Origin of the sequence: Actinomadura darangshiensis (assembly GCF_004349235.1) — a bacterium.
Classification (GTDB): domain Bacteria; phylum Actinomycetota; class Actinomycetes; order Streptosporangiales; family Streptosporangiaceae; genus Spirillospora; species Spirillospora darangshiensis.
In genome coordinates this window covers 14,226-32,678 of the sequence record NZ_SMKY01000080.1, presented here as the reverse complement: position 1 = coordinate 32,678, position 18,453 = coordinate 14,226, and the positions used below count along the sequence as shown (strand labels likewise).

General features: G+C 72.7%; 20 protein-coding genes and 2 tRNA genes. 14 read left to right on the top strand and 8 right to left on the bottom strand.

The features are described from left to right. Window positions 1-133, bottom strand: a 133-nt coding sequence (locus E1293_RS19115) for an acyl-CoA dehydrogenase family protein (protein ID WP_165978291.1), incomplete at its 3' end; no start/stop codon positions are given. Between the two features lie 99 nt (window positions 134-232). Then, window positions 233-1,108, bottom strand: a complete 876-nt coding sequence (locus E1293_RS19110; protein WP_132198786.1) for a LysR substrate-binding domain-containing protein — start codon at window positions 1,106-1,108, stop codon at window positions 233-235. Window positions 1,109-1,183: 75 nt separating this feature from the next. On the opposite strand from E1293_RS19110, the gene kdgD reads away from it, so the two are divergent. From kdgD to E1293_RS19070, 8 genes are all read left to right on the top strand, one after another. Continuing rightward, entirely contained in the window at window positions 1,184-2,098 is a 915-nt protein-coding gene (gene kdgD / locus E1293_RS19105) for a 5-dehydro-4-deoxyglucarate dehydratase (protein WP_132198785.1), read from the top strand. A 1-nt stretch (window position 2,099) separates the two neighbouring features. Beyond that, window positions 2,100-3,254: an L-talarate/galactarate dehydratase gene (locus E1293_RS19100; RefSeq protein ID WP_132198784.1), complete on the top strand. Its 1,155-nt coding sequence runs from the start codon at window positions 2,100-2,102 to the stop codon at window positions 3,252-3,254. A 166-nt stretch (window positions 3,255-3,420) separates the two neighbouring features. Then, window positions 3,421-4,443, top strand: a complete 1,023-nt coding sequence (locus E1293_RS19095) for a LacI family DNA-binding transcriptional regulator (RefSeq protein WP_132198783.1) — start codon at window positions 3,421-3,423, stop codon at window positions 4,441-4,443. Between the two features lie 136 nt (window positions 4,444-4,579). Beyond that, on the top strand, window positions 4,580-5,524 hold the full coding sequence (locus tag E1293_RS19090) for a ribokinase (RefSeq protein WP_132198782.1): 945 nt from the start codon (window positions 4,580-4,582) through the stop codon (window positions 5,522-5,524). Further along, window positions 5,521-5,919, top strand: a complete 399-nt coding sequence (gene rbsD / locus E1293_RS19085) for a D-ribose pyranase (protein ID WP_132198781.1) — start codon at window positions 5,521-5,523, stop codon at window positions 5,917-5,919. The genes E1293_RS19090 and rbsD overlap by 4 nt, the downstream gene beginning before the upstream one ends. 12 nt (window positions 5,920-5,931) lie before the next feature. Beyond that, window positions 5,932-7,425: a sugar ABC transporter ATP-binding protein gene (locus E1293_RS19080; protein ID WP_132198780.1), complete on the top strand. Its 1,494-nt coding sequence runs from the start codon at window positions 5,932-5,934 to the stop codon at window positions 7,423-7,425. Beyond that, window positions 7,422-8,471, top strand: coding sequence for an ABC transporter permease (locus E1293_RS19075; protein ID WP_132198779.1), 1,050 nt, complete (start codon window positions 7,422-7,424; stop codon window positions 8,469-8,471). Before E1293_RS19080 ends, E1293_RS19075 begins: the two co-directional genes overlap by 4 nt. A 35-nt stretch (window positions 8,472-8,506) precedes the next feature. Next, entirely contained in the window at window positions 8,507-9,511 is a 1,005-nt protein-coding gene (locus tag E1293_RS19070) for a substrate-binding domain-containing protein (RefSeq protein ID WP_132198778.1), read from the top strand. A 26-nt stretch (window positions 9,512-9,537) separates the two neighbouring features. Here E1293_RS19070 and E1293_RS19065 read toward each other — a convergent pair. The 5 genes from E1293_RS19065 to E1293_RS19055 all read right to left on the bottom strand — a co-directional run bounded on the left by E1293_RS19065 (window position 9,538) and on the right by E1293_RS19055 (window position 11,032). After that, window positions 9,538-9,608, bottom strand: a tRNA-Gln gene (locus E1293_RS19065). A gap of 90 nt (window positions 9,609-9,698) precedes the next feature. Next, a tRNA-Ala gene (locus E1293_RS19060) sits at window positions 9,699-9,771 on the bottom strand. Window positions 9,772-9,838: 67 nt separating this feature from the next. Beyond that, entirely contained in the window at window positions 9,839-9,964 is a 126-nt protein-coding gene (locus E1293_RS50225; RefSeq protein ID WP_279473259.1) for a hypothetical protein, read from the bottom strand. A gap of 96 nt (window positions 9,965-10,060) precedes the next feature. Further along, window positions 10,061-10,198, bottom strand: a complete 138-nt coding sequence (locus E1293_RS47540; RefSeq protein WP_165978290.1) for an LPFR motif small protein — start codon at window positions 10,196-10,198, stop codon at window positions 10,061-10,063. A gap of 54 nt (window positions 10,199-10,252) precedes the next feature. Continuing rightward, window positions 10,253-11,032: a putative protein N(5)-glutamine methyltransferase gene (locus E1293_RS19055; RefSeq protein WP_132198777.1), complete on the bottom strand. Its 780-nt coding sequence runs from the start codon at window positions 11,030-11,032 to the stop codon at window positions 10,253-10,255. 61 nt (window positions 11,033-11,093) lie between these two features. On the opposite strand from E1293_RS19055, the gene E1293_RS19050 reads away from it, so the two are divergent. The 4 genes from E1293_RS19050 (at window position 11,094) to E1293_RS19040 (ending at window position 14,420) form a co-directional block, all read left to right on the top strand. After that, window positions 11,094-11,804: a 2OG-Fe(II) oxygenase gene (locus tag E1293_RS19050; protein ID WP_132198776.1), complete on the top strand. Its 711-nt coding sequence runs from the start codon at window positions 11,094-11,096 to the stop codon at window positions 11,802-11,804. A gap of 34 nt (window positions 11,805-11,838) precedes the next feature. Then, window positions 11,839-12,675: a pentapeptide repeat-containing protein gene (locus E1293_RS19045; RefSeq protein WP_132198775.1), complete on the top strand. Its 837-nt coding sequence runs from the start codon at window positions 11,839-11,841 to the stop codon at window positions 12,673-12,675. A gap of 72 nt (window positions 12,676-12,747) precedes the next feature. Then, complete coding sequence (locus E1293_RS47535; RefSeq protein WP_165978289.1) at window positions 12,748-13,317, top strand: hypothetical protein; 570 nt, start codon at window positions 12,748-12,750, stop codon at window positions 13,315-13,317. Beyond that, on the top strand, window positions 13,308-14,420 hold the full coding sequence (locus tag E1293_RS19040; RefSeq protein ID WP_165978288.1) for a PrsW family intramembrane metalloprotease: 1,113 nt from the start codon (window positions 13,308-13,310) through the stop codon (window positions 14,418-14,420). Before E1293_RS47535 ends, E1293_RS19040 begins: the two co-directional genes overlap by 10 nt. On the opposite strand, the gene E1293_RS19035 is transcribed toward E1293_RS19040, so the two are convergent. Beyond that, the gene (locus tag E1293_RS19035; protein ID WP_132198773.1) at window positions 14,386-15,762 is read right to left on the bottom strand and encodes an MFS transporter; all 1,377 of its coding nucleotides are present in this window, start codon (window positions 15,760-15,762) and stop codon (window positions 14,386-14,388) included. The two genes, E1293_RS19040 and E1293_RS19035, sit on opposite strands and share 35 nt — an antisense overlap. Before the next feature lie 97 nt (window positions 15,763-15,859). On the opposite strand from E1293_RS19035, the gene E1293_RS19030 reads away from it, so the two are divergent. Continuing rightward, window positions 15,860-16,738, top strand: coding sequence for a LysR family transcriptional regulator (locus E1293_RS19030; RefSeq protein ID WP_132198772.1), 879 nt, complete (start codon window positions 15,860-15,862; stop codon window positions 16,736-16,738). Window positions 16,739-16,818: 80 nt separating this feature from the next. Next, entirely contained in the window at window positions 16,819-18,447 is a 1,629-nt protein-coding gene (gene qcrB / locus E1293_RS19025) for a cytochrome bc1 complex cytochrome b subunit (RefSeq protein ID WP_132198771.1), read from the top strand. Window positions 18,448-18,453: the final 6 nt, after the last annotated feature.

The window sequence follows — 18,453 nt, the reverse complement described above, 5'->3', positions numbered from 1 at the left end:
CCTCCCGCGGGAACCGCGACTCCTCGTCCACCTCCGCCGCGAAAGGAGCGATCTTGGCATCGGCCAGCTCACGCACCGAACGCCGCAGCAGCTCATGCTCCTCCGACGGCGCGTACGCGGGAAAGTCGCTCATCGTTCCTCCACGGCGCCGGAGGGCCGGCGCGGATCGATACTTTGACGGCCAATATTTGAACGCCAAAATAATCGAGCGGCCGGACGCCGTCAAGGCGGGTCAGAGGTGCCGCAGCAGCTGAGCGAGCGCCGGGTTGTCGTTGCCCCGGTGCCAGGTCAGGCTCAGCTCGACGGGCTCCGGATCGGGCAGCTCGACGTCCCGGAACGACAGGCCCGCGTAGCGGAGCCGGGCCGCCGCGGCGGGCACGAGCGCGACGCCCCAGCCGCAGTTGACCAGCGCGAGGATGCTGTGCACCTGGCTGAGGTACTGCGCGTACTCGGGCGAGACGCGCGCCTGCCGGAACAGGCTGATCAGCAGTTCGTGGAAGTAGCGGGCCTCGACGGGCGAGTACATGATGAACCGCCGCCCGTCGAAGTCGGCCAGCCGGACCGGGCCGTCGCCGCCCGCCAGGGCGTGCCCGTTGGGGATCGCGGCGACCAGCGCCTCGCGGTCGGCGCCGCGCTCCACGAGGTCGGGGTCGGTCACCGGCGGGCGGACGAGCCCGAGGTCGAGGCCGCCCTCGACGAGGGCGCGCGCCTGGTCCCGCGTCACCATCTCCCGGAGCACGATCTCGACGTCCGGCAGCGCGGTCCGCGCGACCTCCAGCACCCGGCCGAGCGTGGCGTAGGCGCTGGCCGCGGTGAAGCCGAGCGTGATCGTCCCGGCCTCCCCCGCCGAGACCTGCCGGACCGACATCGCGGCGTGGTCGGCCTGCTGGAGCAGCCGGCGGGCCTCGACGAGGAACGCGCGCCCGGCCGGGGTGAGCCGCACCGACCGGTTCGTCCGGTCGAACAGCCGCACCTTCAGGTCGTTCTCCAGCAGCTGGATCTGCCGGCTGAGCGGCGGCTGCGTCATCCGGAGCCGCTCGGCGGCCCGGCCGAAGTGCAGTTCCTCGGCGACGGCCACGAAGTTCGCCAGCTGGGTGAGCGTGAACATCGATTCCCTGTCGGTATCAGTGGATGCCTTTTTCGTGTTGGACTTGGATCAATCAGCCATCTTAGCCTCGGAACCATGACGCAGACTGCACCCGGCGACATCGCCCGGCGGCTCGGGTCCGGGCTCCTCTCCTTCCCCGTCACCCACTTCCGCGACGACCTCTCCTTCGACGAGGACGCCTACCGCGAGAACATCGCCCGGCTCGGCGGGTACGGCGTCGCGGGCCTGTTCGCCGCGGGCGGGACGGGCGAGTTCTTCTCGCTGACGCCGGGCGAGGTCGGCCGGGTCGTGCGCGCGGCGGTCGCGGAGGCGCCGTACGGAGTCCCGGTGATCGCGCCCGCCGGGTACGGGACGGCGTCGGCCGTGGAGATGGCCGAGGACGCCGAGGCCGCCGGCGCCGACGGGGTGCTGCTGTTCCCGCCCTACCTGACCCAGGCGCCGCAGGAGGGTCTGGTCGCGCACGTCCGGGCGGTGTGCGAGGCCACCCGCCTCGGCGTGACGATCTACAGCCGCGCGAACGCCGTCTACGAGGACGCGACGGTCGCCGAGCTGGCGGAGGCGTGCCCCAACCTCACCGGGTTCAAGGACGGCGTCGGCGACCTGGAGCTGATGACGCGGATCCGGTCCCGGCTCGGCAACCGCCTCGTCTACATCGGCGGGCTGCCGACCGCCGAGACGTTCGCGCTCCCCTACCTGGAGATGGGCGTCACGACGTACTCGTCGGCGATCTTCAACTTCGTCCCGGAGTTCGCGCTCGCGTTCTACGACGCCGTCCGCGCCCGCGACCGGGACGGGGTGCAGCGGCGGCTGGCCGAGTTCGTCCTCCCGTACTGCGACATCCGCAACCGGCGCAAGGGCTACGCGGTGAGCATCATCAAGGCGGGCATGCGGATCACCGGGCGGCCCGCCGGCCCCGTCCGGCCGCCGCTGACGGACCTGACCGAAGCCGAGACCGCCGAGCTCACCGAACTCGTCGAGCGGGTGCGCTGAGGTGACGGGCGCGCCCGCCGGTGAGGCGACCCTCGACCGGATCGCCTGGATCGAGCTGTCCTCGGTCACGCTGCCGCTCGCCACCCCGATCAGCGACGCGAAGGTGCTGACCGGGCGGCAGCGGCCGATGACCGAGGTCGTGTTCCTGTTCGCCGAGATCGGCACCGAGGACGGCCACGAGGGCATCGGCTTCGGCTACTCCAAGCGGGCGGGCGGGCCCGGCCAGTACGCGCACGCCGCCGAGATCGCGCCCGCCCTCATCGGCGAGGACCCGAGCGACATCGGCAGGATCTGGACGAAGCTGGCGTGGGCGGGCGCCTCCGTCGGCCGCAGCGGCCTCGCCACCCAGGCCATCGCCGCCATCGACATCGCGCTGTGGGACCTGAAGGCCAGGCGCGCGGGCCTGCCGCTCGCCAAGCTCCTCGGCGCGCACCGCGACTCCGTCCGCTGCTACAACACCTCCGGCGGATTCCTGAACGCGCCGCTGGAGGAGGTCCTCGACAACGCGGCCGCGTCCGTGGCGGACGGGATCGGCGGCATCAAGATCAAGGTGGGGCATCCCGACCACGCCGAGGACCTGCGCCGGGTCACCGCCGTCCGGGAGCGGCTCGGCGACGGCTTCCCGCTGATGGTGGACGCGAACCAGCAGTGGGACCGGCCGACGGCCCTGCGCATGGGACGCGCCCTGGAGCAGTTCGGCCTCACCTGGATCGAGGAGCCGCTCGACGCCTACGACGCCGAGGGCCACGCGGCGCTGGCCCGCGCCCTCGACACGCCCGTCGCGACCGGCGAGATGCTCACCAGCGTCGCCGAGCACTGCGAGCTCATCGACCGGGGCGCCGCCGACATCGTCCAGCCGGACGCGCCGCGCATCGGCGGCATCACCAACTTCCTCAAGCTCGCCACGCTCGCCGACCACCGGCACCTGGGGCTCGCGCCGCACTTCGCCATGGAGATCCACCTGCACCTGGCCGCCGCGTACCCGAGCGAGCCGTGGGTGGAGCACTTCGACTGGCTCGACCCGCTGTTCGACGAGCGGCTGACGATCAAGGACGGGCGGATGCGCGTCCCGGCCCGTCCCGGCCTCGGCATCACGCTCAGCGAGCAGGCCCGCGCCTGGACCACGCAGCGGACCCGGGTGGACGCGCGCTCCTGAAACCGATTTCCGTCGCGCCCGGCGGTCTCACGCCGTCCAGTGCCCGGACGGAGCGGATCGGCAGGTCGGTACTTTCCCCGGCTCGGGTATTGACATCGTCGGCTCCCATGCTGCAATCATTCTCTGACAACGATTTCAGTGATGTGCGCGACAGTCAGGAGTCGAAGTGGCGACCATCCACGACGTGGCGGCGCGGGCCGGCGTGTCCCCCGCCACCGTCTCGCGGTTCCTGCGGGGACAGCGGGTCAGGTCGGCGGAGGCCGTCCAGGCCGCCGTGGATGAGCTGGGCTTCCTGCCGAACATCGCGGCGCAGTCGCTGAAGTCCGGGCGCACCCGCACCATCGGCGTCGTCGTCCCCGACATCACCAACCCCTACTTCGCCGCCGTCGTGAAGGGCATGGAGTCCGTCAGCCGCGACCACGGCTACCGGCTGCTGCTCGCCAACAGCGACGAGAGCGGCGCCCGCGAGGCCGACCTGCTCGCCGACATGGCCCGCCAGGTGGACGGCATCATCCTCGCCCCGGCCACCGAGCACGAGCAGACCCCGCTGCAGCTGCGCGACAGCGGGATCCCGGTCGTGTTCATCGACCGGGACCTCGCCGACGGGGAGAGCTTCGACGCCGTCCTCGTCGACAACCGCGCCGGCGGCCGGCTGGCCGCCGAGCACCTCCTCGCCCTCGGCCACACCCGCATCGCGATGATCAGCGGCGGCCAGGAGTCCACCCCCGGCCGGTACCGGCGGGACGGCTTCCTGGAGGCCGTGTCCGCCGCGGGCGTCGAGATCCCGCCGGAACTCGACCTGATCGGCGACTTCCGCGAGGAGCGCGCCTACCAGCTCACCCTGTCGCTGCTGTCCCTCGCCGCACCGCCGACCGCGATCTTCACGGCGAACAACCTCACCACGCTGGGCGCGCTGAAGGCGCTGCACGACATGCGCGTGGACGTCCCCGGGCAGATCAGCCTCATCGGCTTCGACGACCTCGACACCGGGCCGCTGCTGCGCCCGCCGCTGACCGTCGTCGACCGCCCGATGACCGAGCAGGGAGTCCTCGCCATGCGGCTGCTGCTGCACCGCTTCGACGACAGCCAGACCCGCGACCTCCCCCGGCGCATCGTCATGGACATAAAGATCGTCGAACGCGCCTCGACCGCCCCGCCCGGACCGCAGAGCCCGGAACCGCACCGATGACCGCGTTGCCGGAGACCAAGACCGTCGGGCACCCGGCCGGGGCCTGATCCACGACCACAGAACACCCACGGGCACGGCGGAATTGCCGCGACCTCTCCCCACCCATGCCTCGAACAGCCGGAACAGGAGGACCGCGATGGAACCCAACGGTGTTCTCGTCGTCGGCAGCATCACCGCGGACGTGACCGCGTTCAGCGCACGGTTCCCGCGGCGCGGCGAGACCGTGCTCGGCGACGACTTCACCCTCGTACTCGGCGGGAAGGGGGCGAACCAGGCGGTCGCGTCCGCTCGTGCGGGGGCGCGGACGTGGCTCGCCGGATGCGTCGGCCGCGACCCGTTCCGCGAGATCGTCCTGGACGGCCTGCGCTCGTACGGCGTCGAACTCGACGAGGTCCGGACAGTGGACGGCCGCACGGGCGTCGCGCACATCCGGGTGGACGCGTCCGGTGAGAACGACATCGTCATCACTCCCCTAGCGAACGCGGACCTCGACGCCGGGATGGTCGACGCGAGCATCCGCGCGACCGCCGGGAAGGTCGGCGTCCTGCTCCTGCAGCTCGAAGTCCCGGCCGCGACGACCTGCCACGCAGCGAAGGCGGGCAGGGCGGCCGGGCTGACGGTCGTCCTCGACCCGGCGCCCGCGCAGCCGCTGCCCGGCGACGTGTGGCCGCACATCGACCTGGTCACGCCGAACGAGAGCGAGGCCACCGAACTGACCGGCGTCGAGGTGACCGACGCGGCGTCCGCCGAGCGGGCCGGGCGGTGGTTCCTCGACCGCGGCGTCGGCCACGCGCTGATCACGCTGGGCGCGGGCGGCGCCGTCTCCGTCACCGCCGGCCGCGCCCGCCATTTCCCCGCCTACGAGGTCACCGCCGTCGACACCACCGCGGCCGGGGACGCGTTCACCGGCTCGCTCGGCGCCGCGCTCGCCGCGGGCGACGAGGTGGAACGTGCCATCAAGCGCGGGACGGCCGCCGGCGCGCTGGCGACGACCCGTCCCGGCGCGAGCCCGTCCCTGCCCGGACGGGACGAGGTGGACGCGCTGATGACCGGCACCCCCCTGGAAGGAGCCGCCCGATGAGGCGCAACAACGGAACGCTCAACGGCCAGCTGGCCCGGGTCATCTCCGAGCTCGGCCACACCGACCTGCTCGCCGTCACCGACGCGGGGCTGCCCGTCCCGGCCGGGGTGGAGCGCGTCGACCTGGCGGTGCGCGAGAACCTGCCGCGCTTCCTCGACCTGCTGGACGCCGTCCTCGCCGAGGTCGCCGTGGAGGGCGTGCTGATGTCGGCGGAGATCAAGGAGCACAGCCCGGACATGCTCGCCGAGATCGAGGCGCGCTTCCCGGACGTGGCGGTGCGGTTCGTCCCGCACACCGAGTTCAAGCGGGCCACCGGCGGCGCGCGGGCGGCGGTGCGGTCCGGGGAGTTCACCCCGTACGCGAACGTGCTGCTCACCGCGGGCGTCGTCTACTGACGGGAGATCGACATGCGGATGCAGCTGGTCGACGTCCACAAGTCGTTCGGGGAGAACCACGTGCTGCGGGGCGTCAGCCTCGCGGTCGAGCCGGGCGAGGTCGTCGCGCTGTGCGGCGAGAACGGCGCCGGGAAGTCCACCCTCACCCGGGTGATCTCCGGCGCGCACCAGCCGGACGGCGGGACGGTCCGCGTCGACGGCGAGGCCGCGGTCCTGAAGGACCCGCAGGCCGCGATGGCGCTCGGCATCGAGGTGATCTACCAGGAGTTCCAGCAGAACCTGTTCCCGAACCTGTCGGTCGCGGAGAACATGCACGTCCTCGACCGGGAGGGCCGGTTCGGGCGGCTGAGCGTGTCGCGGCGCCGGATGGCGGAGGCCGCGGCGTCGGCGCTGAAGGACCTCGGCCTGGACATCGACGTCCGCCGGCCGGTCGGCGAGCTGGGCGTCGCCGAACGGCAGATGGTCGAGATCGCGAAGGCGATGACGCACAAGCCGCGGCTGCTGATCCTGGACGAGCCGACGGCGGCGCTGGACGAGCGCGAGTCGGAGCGGCTGTTCGGGCAGATCAGGCGGCTGCGCGAGGCGGGTGTCACGATCCTCTACATCAGCCACCGGCTGGACGAGGTGTTCGAGCTGTCCGACCGGATCGTCGTGCTGCGCGACGGCCGCGTCACCATGGACGAGCCCACCGGTTCGCTGTCGCCCGCCCAGGTCGTCACCGCGATGGTCGGCGACGCCGTGGACGACTTCTACCCGAAGGAGCACAACGCCACGGACCGGGCCGTCCTGCGGGTGCGGGGCGCGTCGGGCGGCGAGGCGTTCCACGACGTGGACCTCGACGTCCGGGCGGGCGAGGTGCTCGGCATCGGCGGCGTGGTCGGCTGCGGCCGCGGCGAGCTGCTGCGGGCCCTGTTCGGCCTGCACCCGCTCACGTCCGGGACCGTGACCGTGGACGGCGAGCCCGTCAAGCCGCGCAGCCCGCGGCAGGCGATCGCCGCGCACATCGCCTACGTCACCCCGGACCGGTCCGGTGAGGGCCTCGCCATGCAGCAGTCCGTCGAGGCGAACGTGTCGCTGCCGTCCCTCGCCCGCTTCACGAAGGCCGACGTCGTCCGGCGCGGCCGCGAACGCGCCGAGACCGGCAAAGTGATGGCGGACCTGCGGGTCCGCGCGGCGTCGCCGTCGATCCCGGCCGGGTCGCTGTCGGGCGGCAACCAGCAGAAGACCCTGTTCGCCAAGTGGGTCATGACCGGGCCCCGGGTGCTGCTGATGGACGAGCCGACCCGCGGCGTCGACGTCGGCGCCAAGACCGAGATCTACCGGATCATCAACGGGCTCACCGCGGACGGCGTCGCCGTCGTGCTGGTCAGCTCCGACCTGCCCGAGCTCGTCGCCATGTCCGACCGCGTCCTCGTGATGCGCGAGGGACGCCCCGTCGCCGAACTGGCCGGCGACGACGTGAACGAACAGAACATCCTCGAACACGCACTGGTAGGTGCCCCATGACCTCCACCGTCACGAGCCTCGCGTCCGCGTCGCGGCTCTCCGCGGCGGCCGCGGCCGCACGCCGGCTGCGCGCGGTCTGGATGCTGCTGCTGGTCGGGATCGTCCTGACCATCGCCTCCCCCGTCTTCCTCACGCACAACAACCTGATGAACGTCGGGCTGGCCACGTCCGTCGCGGCGCTGCTCGCGGTCGGCCAGAGCTACGTGATCATCCTGGCGGAGATCGACCTGTCGGTCGGCGCGGCGCTCGGCTTCACCGCCGTCGTCACCGCGCAGACGCTCCGCGACCACGGCCTGGTCGCCGGGGTCGCGGCGGGCGTCGCGACCGGCGCCGCGATCGGGCTGGTCAACGGGCTGCTCGTCACCAAGACGCGGATGCCGTCGTTCATCGCGACGCTCGCCACCATGTCGGTGCTGTCGGGCCTCAGCCTGCAGCTCACCAAGGGCAACCCGGTCGCGGTCACCGACTACGACTTCCAGGGCATCGGGCAGAGCCGGGTCGCCGGCGTGCCCGTCCCGGTGGTGATCATGCTGGTGGTGTTCGCGGTGTTCGGGTACCTGCTCGCCCGGACCCGGTTCGGCCGGCACGTCTACGCCACCGGCGACAACACCGAGGCGGCGCGGCTGTCCGGCGTCCGCACCGACCGCGTCAAGATCCTCGCGTTCGTGATCAGCGGCGTGCTGGCGGCGCTCGCCGGGTTCATCCTCACCGCGCGGCTGTCGACGGCCGAGCCGACCGCCGGGACCGGCCTGGAGCTGGAGGCCATCGCCGCCGTCATCATCGGCGGGACGAGCCTCGCCGGCGGACGCGGCACGCTGCTCGGCACCCTCGTCGGCGCGCTCGTCCTCGGCGTCATCGACAACGGGATGAACCTCCTCGACGTCTCGCCGTTCCTGCAGAACGTCGTGAAGGGCCTGGTCATCCTGCTGGCCGTGTTCCTGGACCGCAACATCGACGTGCTGCGCTCCCTCGTCCCGAAGCGTGCGGACAGGACCGCGCAAGGCGGCCCGTCCCATCGCGGCGGCGCCACCGCCAAGACCCCCTGACCCGTTCCCGCCCCCACCCCGCAAAGGAGAATCCCATGCGCGTGGCCCGTACCACCCGCGCCGCGATCGCCGTGACGGCCGCCGCCGCCCTCGCCCTCACCGGGTGCAGCCGCGCCGGCGACGACGCCGGCACCGGCAAAGCGTCCGGCAAGAAGGACGCGACGATCATCATGAGCACGCTGAACAACCCGTTCTTCGTCAGCGTCAAGAACGGCGCGCAGGCGCAGGCGGACAAGCTCGGCATCAAGCTGAACGTGCAGAACGCCAACAACAGCGACGCCGCCGCACTGAACCAGGCGACGACGGCCGTCTCCAAGCAGACCGGCATCCTGATCATCGACCCGGTCAGCACCCAGTCGGCGACGTCGTCGGTCACGCAGGCGAACGGCGCGAACATCCCGGTGATGGCGTTCGACCGCAAGCCGTCGGGCGGCAAGCTCGCCACGTTCGTCGGCTACGACGCCGTCCAGGCCGGACGCAACGCGGCCAAGTCGCTCGCCGAGTCCGTCGGCGAGAAGGGCAAGGTCGTGGAGATCCAGGGACTGCTCGGCACCAACGTCGCGCAGGACCGCAGCAAGGGCTTCAACGAGGAGATCGCGAAGCACAAGGGCATCACCGTCGTGGCCAAGCAGGCCGCGGACTTCGACCGCGCCAAGGCGCTGAACGTGATGACGAACGTGCTGCAGGCCAACCCCGGCATCAACGGCGTGTACGCCGCGAACGACGAGATGGCCATGGGCGTCCTGTCCGCGCTGAAGGCCCGCAACCTCACCGAGAAGGTGAAGCTCGTCGGCAACGACGGCATCTCCGACGCGCTCGCGGCGGTCGCGTCCGGCGACATGCACGCGACGAACGCCGAGTCGCCGTTCGCGCTGGGCCAGAAGGTCATGACGCTCGCCGCCGACGTGCTCGCCGGCAAGAAGGTCGCGGCCGACGAGACGCTGCAGGGCAGACTCGTCACGAAGGGCGACGTCAAGGAGTACGCCGACTACCTGGTCGGGCTCGGCGACGCCGCCGACGTCCCGGCGTCCCTCAAGTGACCCGGCCTCAAGTGATCGGATAAATGCTGCTGGAGCAGGGGTCGAACCTGCATGACGTGATTCAGAGTCACGCATCCTGCCATTGGATGATCCAGCACGGGTGCCCGCGGCGGGCGGTGGCGTCCGCCCGCCTGTGGGCACTGGAGAACCGGCCGGGGGTCGTTACTCCCGCCGGTCCAGTCCTACGTGGATCGGGCCGGATTCGAACCGGCATCTGCCCGCTTGCAAGGCGGGTGCTCTCCCAATTGAGCTACTGACCCTTGGAGTGCATGGAAAAGGCCGCCGGGATCTCTCCCTGGCGGCCTCCGGAGGAACCTTCAGAAGGCTCTACCCGGAGGCGTTGGCGATGACGCCCCGCCGCTGACCGGCCCCGAAGGGCCGCGACGCCCGGTGCGCGGTGATCGCGGCCATGTCCGCCGCTCCCTTCTTCGTGCCGTCCAGTCCGTTACTCATATGGTGCGAGACGCCGCGTGATCGCGCAACGTCTTTTTCGCATGGGATCGCCCCGGGCCATTCTGGATGAGTGGCCCGGGGCGGTCGGTCGTTGTGTCAGACCGCCTTGCGCCGGGACCGGGTGGAGCGTCCGCGCGAGGGGGTGAACAGCCGCTGCAGAACCCGGAACGGCAGAGTCACGATGCTGACGATCGTGCCGATGATGGCGCTGAGCGCTGCACTGATGCGGCGCATTTTATTTCACTCCTTCAGGTCGTCCTATAGCGACCTGTACCCGTGTGCCGGGTTTTACACGGATTTGGTGCCGACGATGACGGTGGCATAGAACTCCTCGGACGTCGCGACCGCGGCCGCGAGCCCGCCCGCGTCGACGGCCGCGACCGCGTCCGGGACCTGCCGCTCGCTGGTCTCGAACAGCAGGTGGCCGCCCGGGGCGAGCCACCGCGGTGCCTCGGCGGTGACGCGGCGCAGGACGTCGAGGCCGTCCGGGCCGCCGTCGAGCGCCACCAGCGGCTCGTGGTCGCGCGCCTCGGCGGGCATCAGCCCGACGTCCCCCGTCGGGACGTAGGGGACGTTGCAGAGCAGCACGTCGACGCGTCCGCGAAGCGCGTCCGGGAGCGGCTCGAAGAGGTCGCCTTCGTAGGCGAGGCCGCCGAACGGCGCGATGTTGCGGCGGGCGCAGCGCACCGAGGCGGGTTCGATGTCGGCGGCGTGCAGGGCGAACTCGTCCAGGCCGGAGACGAGCGCGGCGCCCAGCGCGCCGGAGCCGCAGCACAGGTCGAGGACGACGGGACGCGGCGGGGCGAGTGCGGCGGCCCGCCGGACGAGGAACTCGGTGCGGCGGCGGGGCACGAAGACGCCGGGTTCGACGGCGATCCGCAGCCCGCGGAACTCCGCCCAGCCGAGGACGTGTTCGAGCGGCTCCCCCGCCGCGCGCCGTTCCACCATGGCCGACACGTCGCCGTCGTCGCCGGCGGTGGACAGGATCAGCCGTGCCTCGTCCTCGGCGAACACGCAGCCTGCGGCGCGCAGCCGGGAGACGACCGATGCGGTGAGGGGCTCTGACATGGGCGCGGGCAACTGTATCCCACCCCTGCAACGTTCCGGGCGGCGGCGGTGTTCACCGGGCATGAGCATCTACGCGAGCAGGGTCGCGGAGGCCGATTGGGCCGCGCTCGCCGGCGAGATGGACGCCTACGGCAGCGCGCTGACGGCACCGCTTCTCACCGAGGACGAATGCGCGGCCGTCGCCGCCCTCTACGACGAGGCGGGACGCTTTCGCTCGACGATCGACATGGAGCGGTACCGGTTCGGCGCCGGGCAGTACCGGTACTTCGCCGAGCCGTTCCCGGAGCCGGTCGCGGAGTTGCGCGCGGCGCTGTATCCGCGGCTGCTGCCGATCGCCCGCACCTGGGCGGCCAGACTGGGACGTCCCGCGCCCTGGCCGGACACCCTGGCGGAGTGGCTGGAGATGTGCCACGCGGCGGGCCAGACGAAGCCGACGCCGATCCTGCTGCGGTACGGGCGGGACGACTGGAACGCGCTGCACCGCGACCTCTACGGCGACCTGGTGTTCCCGCTCCAGGTGGTGATCGGCCTGGACGAGCCGGGCGCCGACTACACCGGCGGCGAGTTCCTGATGGTGGAGCAGCGGGCTCGCGCCCAGTCCCGCGGGACGTCGACGCTGCTGCCCCGCGGCCGCGGGCTGGTCTTCACGACGCGGGACCGGCCGGTGCGGACGAAGCGCGGCTGGTCGGCGGCCCCGATGCGGCACGGCGTCAGCGTCGTCCGGTCCGGTGGCAGGCGCACCCTCGGCCTGGTGTTCCACGACGCGGCGTAGCCGGCGTTCGCGGCATGGCCGGCCAGGCGTGAGAATGGAGCGTCGTCCAGGGGCGGGGGATCACGAGTTGCCGGAGAGGCTCGATCTGACGGCCGACTGCGCGAATTGTTCCGGGCTGTGCTGCGTGGCGCTCCCGTTCGCCAGGTCGGCCGACTTCGCCGTGGACAAGGACGCGGGCGAGCCGTGCCGCAACCTGCTGGACGACTTCCGCTGCGGCATCCACGCCGGCCTCCGGGAGCGCGGGTTCGCGGGTTGTACTGTTTTCGACTGTTTCGGCGCCGGTCAGAAGGTGTCGCAGCAGACCTTCGGCGGCCGGGACTGGCGGCAGGACCGGGACGTCGCACGCCGGATGTTCGCGGTGTTCCCCGTCATGCGGCACCTCCACGAGGTCCTCTGGTACCTGGACGAGGCCATCGCGATGCCGTCGGCCGAGCCGATCCGCGACGACCTGCGGCGGACGTTCGACGACGTGGAGCGCCTGACGCGGGGCGGCCCCGGCGAACTCGCCGAGGTGGACGTCGGCGCGGTGCGGGAGAGCGCGAACGTCCTGCTGCGGCGGGCGAGTGAACTCGCCAGGGCCGGCGTCCCCGGCCGGAAGAGGAACCGGCGGGGCGCGGACCTCATCGGGGCGAAGCTGAGGAACGCCGACCTGCGCGGCGCCGACCTGCGCGGCGCGTACCTGATCGCGGCCGACCTGCGCGGCGCCGACCTGCGGGCGGCCGACCTGATCGGGGCGGACCTGCGGGACGCCGATCTGCGGGGCGCCGACCTCACCGGCGCGCTCTTCCTGACCCGGCCGCAGCTCGCCTCGGCGCGCGGCGACGCCGCGACCCGCCTGCCGGCGGGGCTGGACAGGCCCGCGCACTGGTGACCCGCGCGCCCTGATCTTGTTTAGGGCGCCTGTCAAGGGGCATTCCCGCAGCGCACGTCATCGGGGGGTTGCGTGGCGCGGGTGAGATGGTGGGGCACGGGCGTCGTGGCGCTCGTGCTGCTCGTCCTCGGCGCGGGGCTGCCCCTGCTGGACGAGGCCCTCGGCGACCGCGGAAGGCCGCTGGCCCCCGGGACGGTGCTGTCGGCCGGGACGGAGCGGGACGGCGTCCGCCCGGTGACGTTCACGGTCCCGTCCGCCGGCTGGGTGCTGAACAGGGCCGAGACCTCGCTCACCAACAACATCGAGCTGACCAGCGACGACGTGGTCTTCAACCTCAGCGTCGTGATCCCGCTCGGCCCGCTGGACGCGGGGAGGCTGTGGGACGGGCTCGGCCGCATCGTCGCCGCCGGCGGGCATTCGCGCCTGCGCACGCAGCCCGCGCCGATCACGACCGCGCACGGCCTCACCGGGCTGACGGGACGGCTCGCCGGTCCCGAGCGCGCCGGCACGGCGGCCGTGTTCGCCAGGGACACGCTCGGCGCCACGGTGACGGCGTCGGGCCCGCCGCGCGCCTTCCGGGACGTGGCCGGGCAGGTCGAGGCGATGACGCGGACGGTCAGGATCGCGGCGCCATGGCGATGATGGCGCGTGACGCCCTGGCGCACCGTCCCGCGTTCTGGCTGTGGGCGGCGGCGTGCCTGCTCGGCGCCTGGGTCGCGTTCCGCGGGATCGGCGCGCACGTCGCGGCGTTCCCGGGCGGGGCGATCGCCGGGGTCGCGCTGCTGGCGCCGACGCTGGCCGGGGCGGTGTGGATCGTCCGGCGGCTGCATCCGGTGCGGTCGCGCCCGCTCGGGTACGCGCTGATCGCGGTGGCGTGGGGCGGGCTGGCCGCGTTCGGGACGGCGCTGCCCGCGAACGCGGCCTTTCAGGCGGTCATCGGCAAGACGGCCGGGCCGGGGTTCAACTCGACGTGGGGCGCGGCGATCGCCGCGCCGGTGGACGAGGAGATCCTCAAGCTGCTCGGCGTCGTGGTGCTGGCGCTGATGGCGCCGTCCGCCGTCCGGGGGCCGCTGGACGGCTGGGGGTACGGGGCGCTGTCCGGCCTGGGGTTCCAGTTCGCGGAGAACTTCCTGTACGTGCTGAACACGATCGTGCTGACGGGGGCGACGCAGGACGCGAACGCGGCGTTCTTCTCCTTCGGCAGCCGGGTGGTCGGCGGGGCGTGGTGGAGCCACTGGGCGATGACGGCGGTCGGCGGCGCGGGCCTCGGCTGCCTGATCGGGCGGGTGTCGCGGACGAACCTGGCCGCCGCGGCGGGCGCGCTCGTCCTCGCGATGGCGCTGCACTCGTGGTGGGACGCGCCCGTCCTGTCCGGGCTGGCGCTGATGCCGGTGAAGGGCGCGCCGATCCTGGTCGCGGCGATCGTCGCCTACCGCCTGGCCAGGCGCCGGTACCTGTCGCACTTCCGGCGGACGGTGAACGCGGAGACCGCGAGCGGCGTGTTCGTGCCGGGCGAGGGGCATGTCCTCGCGTTCCGCAAGTGGCGCCGCAAGGAGCGGTGGGACGTGCCGGCCGGGGAGCCTCGCCGGCTGCTCTCCCGGCTCCGGGCCACCGAGCTCGACCTGATCGAGGACGGGCTCGGCGGCCTGGAACCGGATCCGCTGGCCGCCGACCGGCTGCGGGCCGACATCCGCGACCTGCGGCACGATCTCAGGGCGTCCGCCGCGAACCCGCGCGTGGCGTGAGGAGCAGCACGGCGGCGCAGACGGCGGCGGCGAGGAACAGCGCGTGGGCGGAGTCGCCCGAGCCCGCGCCGACCGACGCGAACGCGCCCATGATGGCGACGCCGAGGGTGGCGCCGAGCTGCCGGACGGCGTTGAGCAGACCGCCCGCGGCGCCCGCCGTGCCGTCGGGCGCCGTCGTGACGACCGTGGTGGCGAGGGCGGGCAGGGCGAACGACACGCCGAAGCCGGTGCAGAGCAGGCCCGCGACGAGGGGCGGATAGGACGCGCCGCCCGTCAGCACCGCCCCGAGCAGCACTCCCCCGGCGGTCAGCAGGCCGAGCCCGGCGAGGACGGGACGGCGCGGCCCGCTCTTCGCGACGATCCGCCCGGTGAGCAGCGGGTTGAACGCGAACGGCAGGGTCATCGGCAGGAACGCGAGCCCGGTCTGGAACGGCGTCAGCCCGAGGGCCTGCTGGAACACCAGCGGCAGGACGAACAGCACGCCGGTCATGACGAAGTTGACGGCCGCTCCGGCGGCGAGCGCGGCGGGCATTCCGGGCGCCCGCAGCACGGCCGGCACCAGAACCGGTGCGACGCTCCTCCGTTCCCGGACCGCGAATGCGGCACCGGCGGCGACCGTCCCGGCCGCCGAGCAGGCCGCGTGCGCGGCCGAGCCGTCCCCGAGGGCGATGAGGGCGTCGGTCAGCAGGCCGAGCGCGGCGCAGGCGAGGAGCTGCGCGGGCCAGTCGATGGTGCGGGAGCCGTGCGGGCAGTGCACGGACCGTCCGGCGACCAGGGCGAGGACGACGACGGCGAGCGGCACGTTGATCAGGAAGATCGCCCGCCAGCCGGCGAGGCCGACGAGGGCGCCGCCCGCGATGGGGCCGGCGGCCAGCGCCGCGCCGCTGGTCGCGGCCCAGGTCGCCACCGCACGGGCGCGGTCGGCGGGCACCGGGTAGAGCCGCGCGATCATGGCCATGGACGCCGGGACGCAGGCGGCCGCGGCGACGCCGAGCACGGCGCGGAGCGCGACGAGCGACCACAGGTCGGGGGCGGCGGCGCTGAGCAGCGACCCGGCGCCGAAGACGGCGATCCCGGCGCGGAACACGCGGTGGGCGCCGTACCGGTCGGCGACGGCGCCCGCCGACAGCAGCAGCGCACCGAACACGACGGTGTAGCCGGTGACGGCCCATTGCAGACCCGCGACCGTCCCGTGCAGGGAGCGGGCCAGGTCGGGTTCGGCCACCGCCAGGACGGTCGTGTCGAGCAGCACCATGAAGTATCCGAGCGAGATGCCCAGCAGCGCGGGGCGGCGCCGTCCGGCGCGGGCGTCCGCGGACGTGTGTGAGAGAACCGAGCTCATGACGGCCAAGTCTGGAAATCCGGGCCGCCGCGCTCCACCGGCACAGCCGCATGGAGCGTTCGGAATATCCGAACGGACGGCCGGGGTTGGCACCGGCATGGAACTGCGCCAGCTCCGGACGTTCGAGGCCGTCGTCGCCCACCGGACCGTCACCGACGCCGCCAACGCCCTCGGCCTCGCGCCGTCATCGGTGTCGGAGCAGATCCGCACGCTGGAGAAGTCCCTGGGTGTCGCCCTGTTCGACCGCGGCCCGAAGGGCATGGAGCTCACCGCGGCGGGCGAGCGCATGCGGGGCTGGGCGCGGCGGCTGCTCCGGCAGGCCGAGCAGGCGCGCGCCGAGGTCGCCGGGGAGGGCCCGGTACTGCGGCTCGGCGCGCTGGAGTCGATCGCCGCGACGCACGTGCCCGGCGTCCTGGCGCGCCTGGCGGAGCGGCGGCCCGGCCTGCGGGTGGACGTCAGGTCCGACGCGGCCCGCGACCAGCTCCTCGCCGCCGTCGCCGCCGGCGAGCTGGAGGCCGCGCTGCTGCTGGACGCGGGCGGCGACGTCGGCGGGCTCGGCTTCGCGCCGCCGCCCGCCCCGCTGGACTTCGCCGACCTGGAGCCGGTGCCGCTCGCCCTGGTCGCCGCGCCGGACCACCCGCTCGCCGGCGCGGCCCACGTGGCCGCCGCGGACCTGCGTGACGAGAAGTTCCTGGTCAACGTGCCGGCATGCTCGTTCCACATGGCCGGCGAGCGGCTGTTCGGCCCGGCCGTCGAGCGGGTCAGGGCGGGCAGCGTGACCGTCATGGCGTCGTGGGCCGAACGGGGTCTCGGCATCGCGCTCGTCCCCGAGTTCGCCGTCCGGGACCGGCTGGCCGCCGGAACCCTCGTCCGGCTGGCGCTCGGCACGCCCGCCCTCAGCCTCCGCCTCGTGTGGCGGGCCGACCGGGAGGCGCTCCCCGGCATGCGCGAAGTGCTGTACGCCGCGAGCGCCTGACCCCTTCCGGGCGGCGTTTGCCCGACACCGCCCCGGGTACCTGGCCAGCGGAATTCCATTCTCGGCGCGGGGAGACCCCTATGGCTGGGCAGGACGGGAGCGGGGCGAAGGCCGAGAGGCTGGAGAAGCTCTTCTGGGGCGTCAACGACCGGCTGGGTTCGACGGAGTTCCTCGACAAGAACATCCGGAAGGCCTTCCCCAAGCACTGGTCGTTCCTGCTCGGCGAGACCGCGCTCTACTCGTTCGTCATCCTGATCCTCACCGGGGTGTTCCTGACGCTGTTCTTCAAGCCGAGCGGCGCCGTCCAGGTCTACGACGGGTCGTACGCGCCGCTGAAGGGCGTGCGGATGAGCGAGGCGTACGCGTCCACGCTGCACATCTCGTTCGACATCCGGGGCGGGCTGCTGATGCGGCAGATCCACCACTGGGCGGCCAACATCTTCCTCGCCGCGATCTGCGCCCACCTCCTGCGCATCTTCTTCACCGGCGCGTTCCGCAAGCCGCGTGAGATCAACTGGGTGATCGGCACCACGCTGTTCGCGCTGGCCCTCGCCGAGGGGTTCGCCGGGTACTCGCTGCCCGACGACCTGCTGTCGGGCACCGGCCTGCGCATCGCCCAGGGCATCATGCTCTCGATCCCCCTCGTCGGCACCTACGTCAGCATGTGGGCCTTCGGCGGCGAGTTCCCCGCCGGCGAGGAGTTCATCCCGCGGCTGTTCACCCTGCACATCCTGCTGATCCCCGGGATCCTGCTGGTGCTCATCACCGCTCACCTGATGATCCTCTGGCACCAGACGCACACCATCTTCCCCGGCAGGGGGCGCCGGGAGCGCGCGGTCGCCGGCGAGCCGACGTTCCCGCACTTCGCCGCGCAGAGCACGTCCTACTTCCTCTTCGCGTTCGGCATCCTGGCCGCGATGGCGGCGTTCCTGCAGATCAACCCGGTCTGGCTGTACGGGCCGTACGAGCCGGACCAGGTCTCGACCGGCTCCCAGCCCGACTGGTACGTCGGGTTCCTCGAAGGGTCGCTGCGCATCATGGCGCCGCTGTCGACGACCGTCGCCGGGCACACCATCTCCTGGAACGTGCTGGTGCCGACCATCATCCTGCCCGGGGCGTTCTTCACGCTCATCGGGCTCTACCCGTTCGCGGAACGCTGGGCCACCGGAGACGAACGCCTCCACCACCTGCTCGACCGGCCGCGCAACGCCCCGACCCGGACCGCGATCGGCGTCGCGGTCATCGTCTGGTACGGCAACCTGATGGCCGCCGGCGGCAACGACGTCCTCGCCTACACCTTCAAGGTCCCGCTGTTCTGGACGACCTGGTTCTTCCGAATCGGGTTCTTCGTCTTCCCGATCGCGGCCTTCGCCATCACCCGGCGCGTCTGCCTCAGCCTGCAGCGCCGCGACCTGCGGGTACGCGATGAGGGCGTGGAGAGCGGCCTCATCTCGCTCCGTCCCGACGGCGGGTTCGAGGAGCGGCACGAGCAGCCGTCCGAGGACGCCGAGGCCGTCCTGGAGATCCGGCGGCCCGGCGAGCTGGTCGCGCCCTACCCGCACCACGTCCTCCCGCTGCCGACCCCCGACCGCGCCCGCACCCAGGTGCGCACCCGCGTCAACCGCTTCTACCTGAACTACCAGGCCGAGTCGCACGGCGGCGGCCAGGGCGACCTGCAGAAGCCGGAGAACGGCCAGAGCGGCGGGTGACGCGCC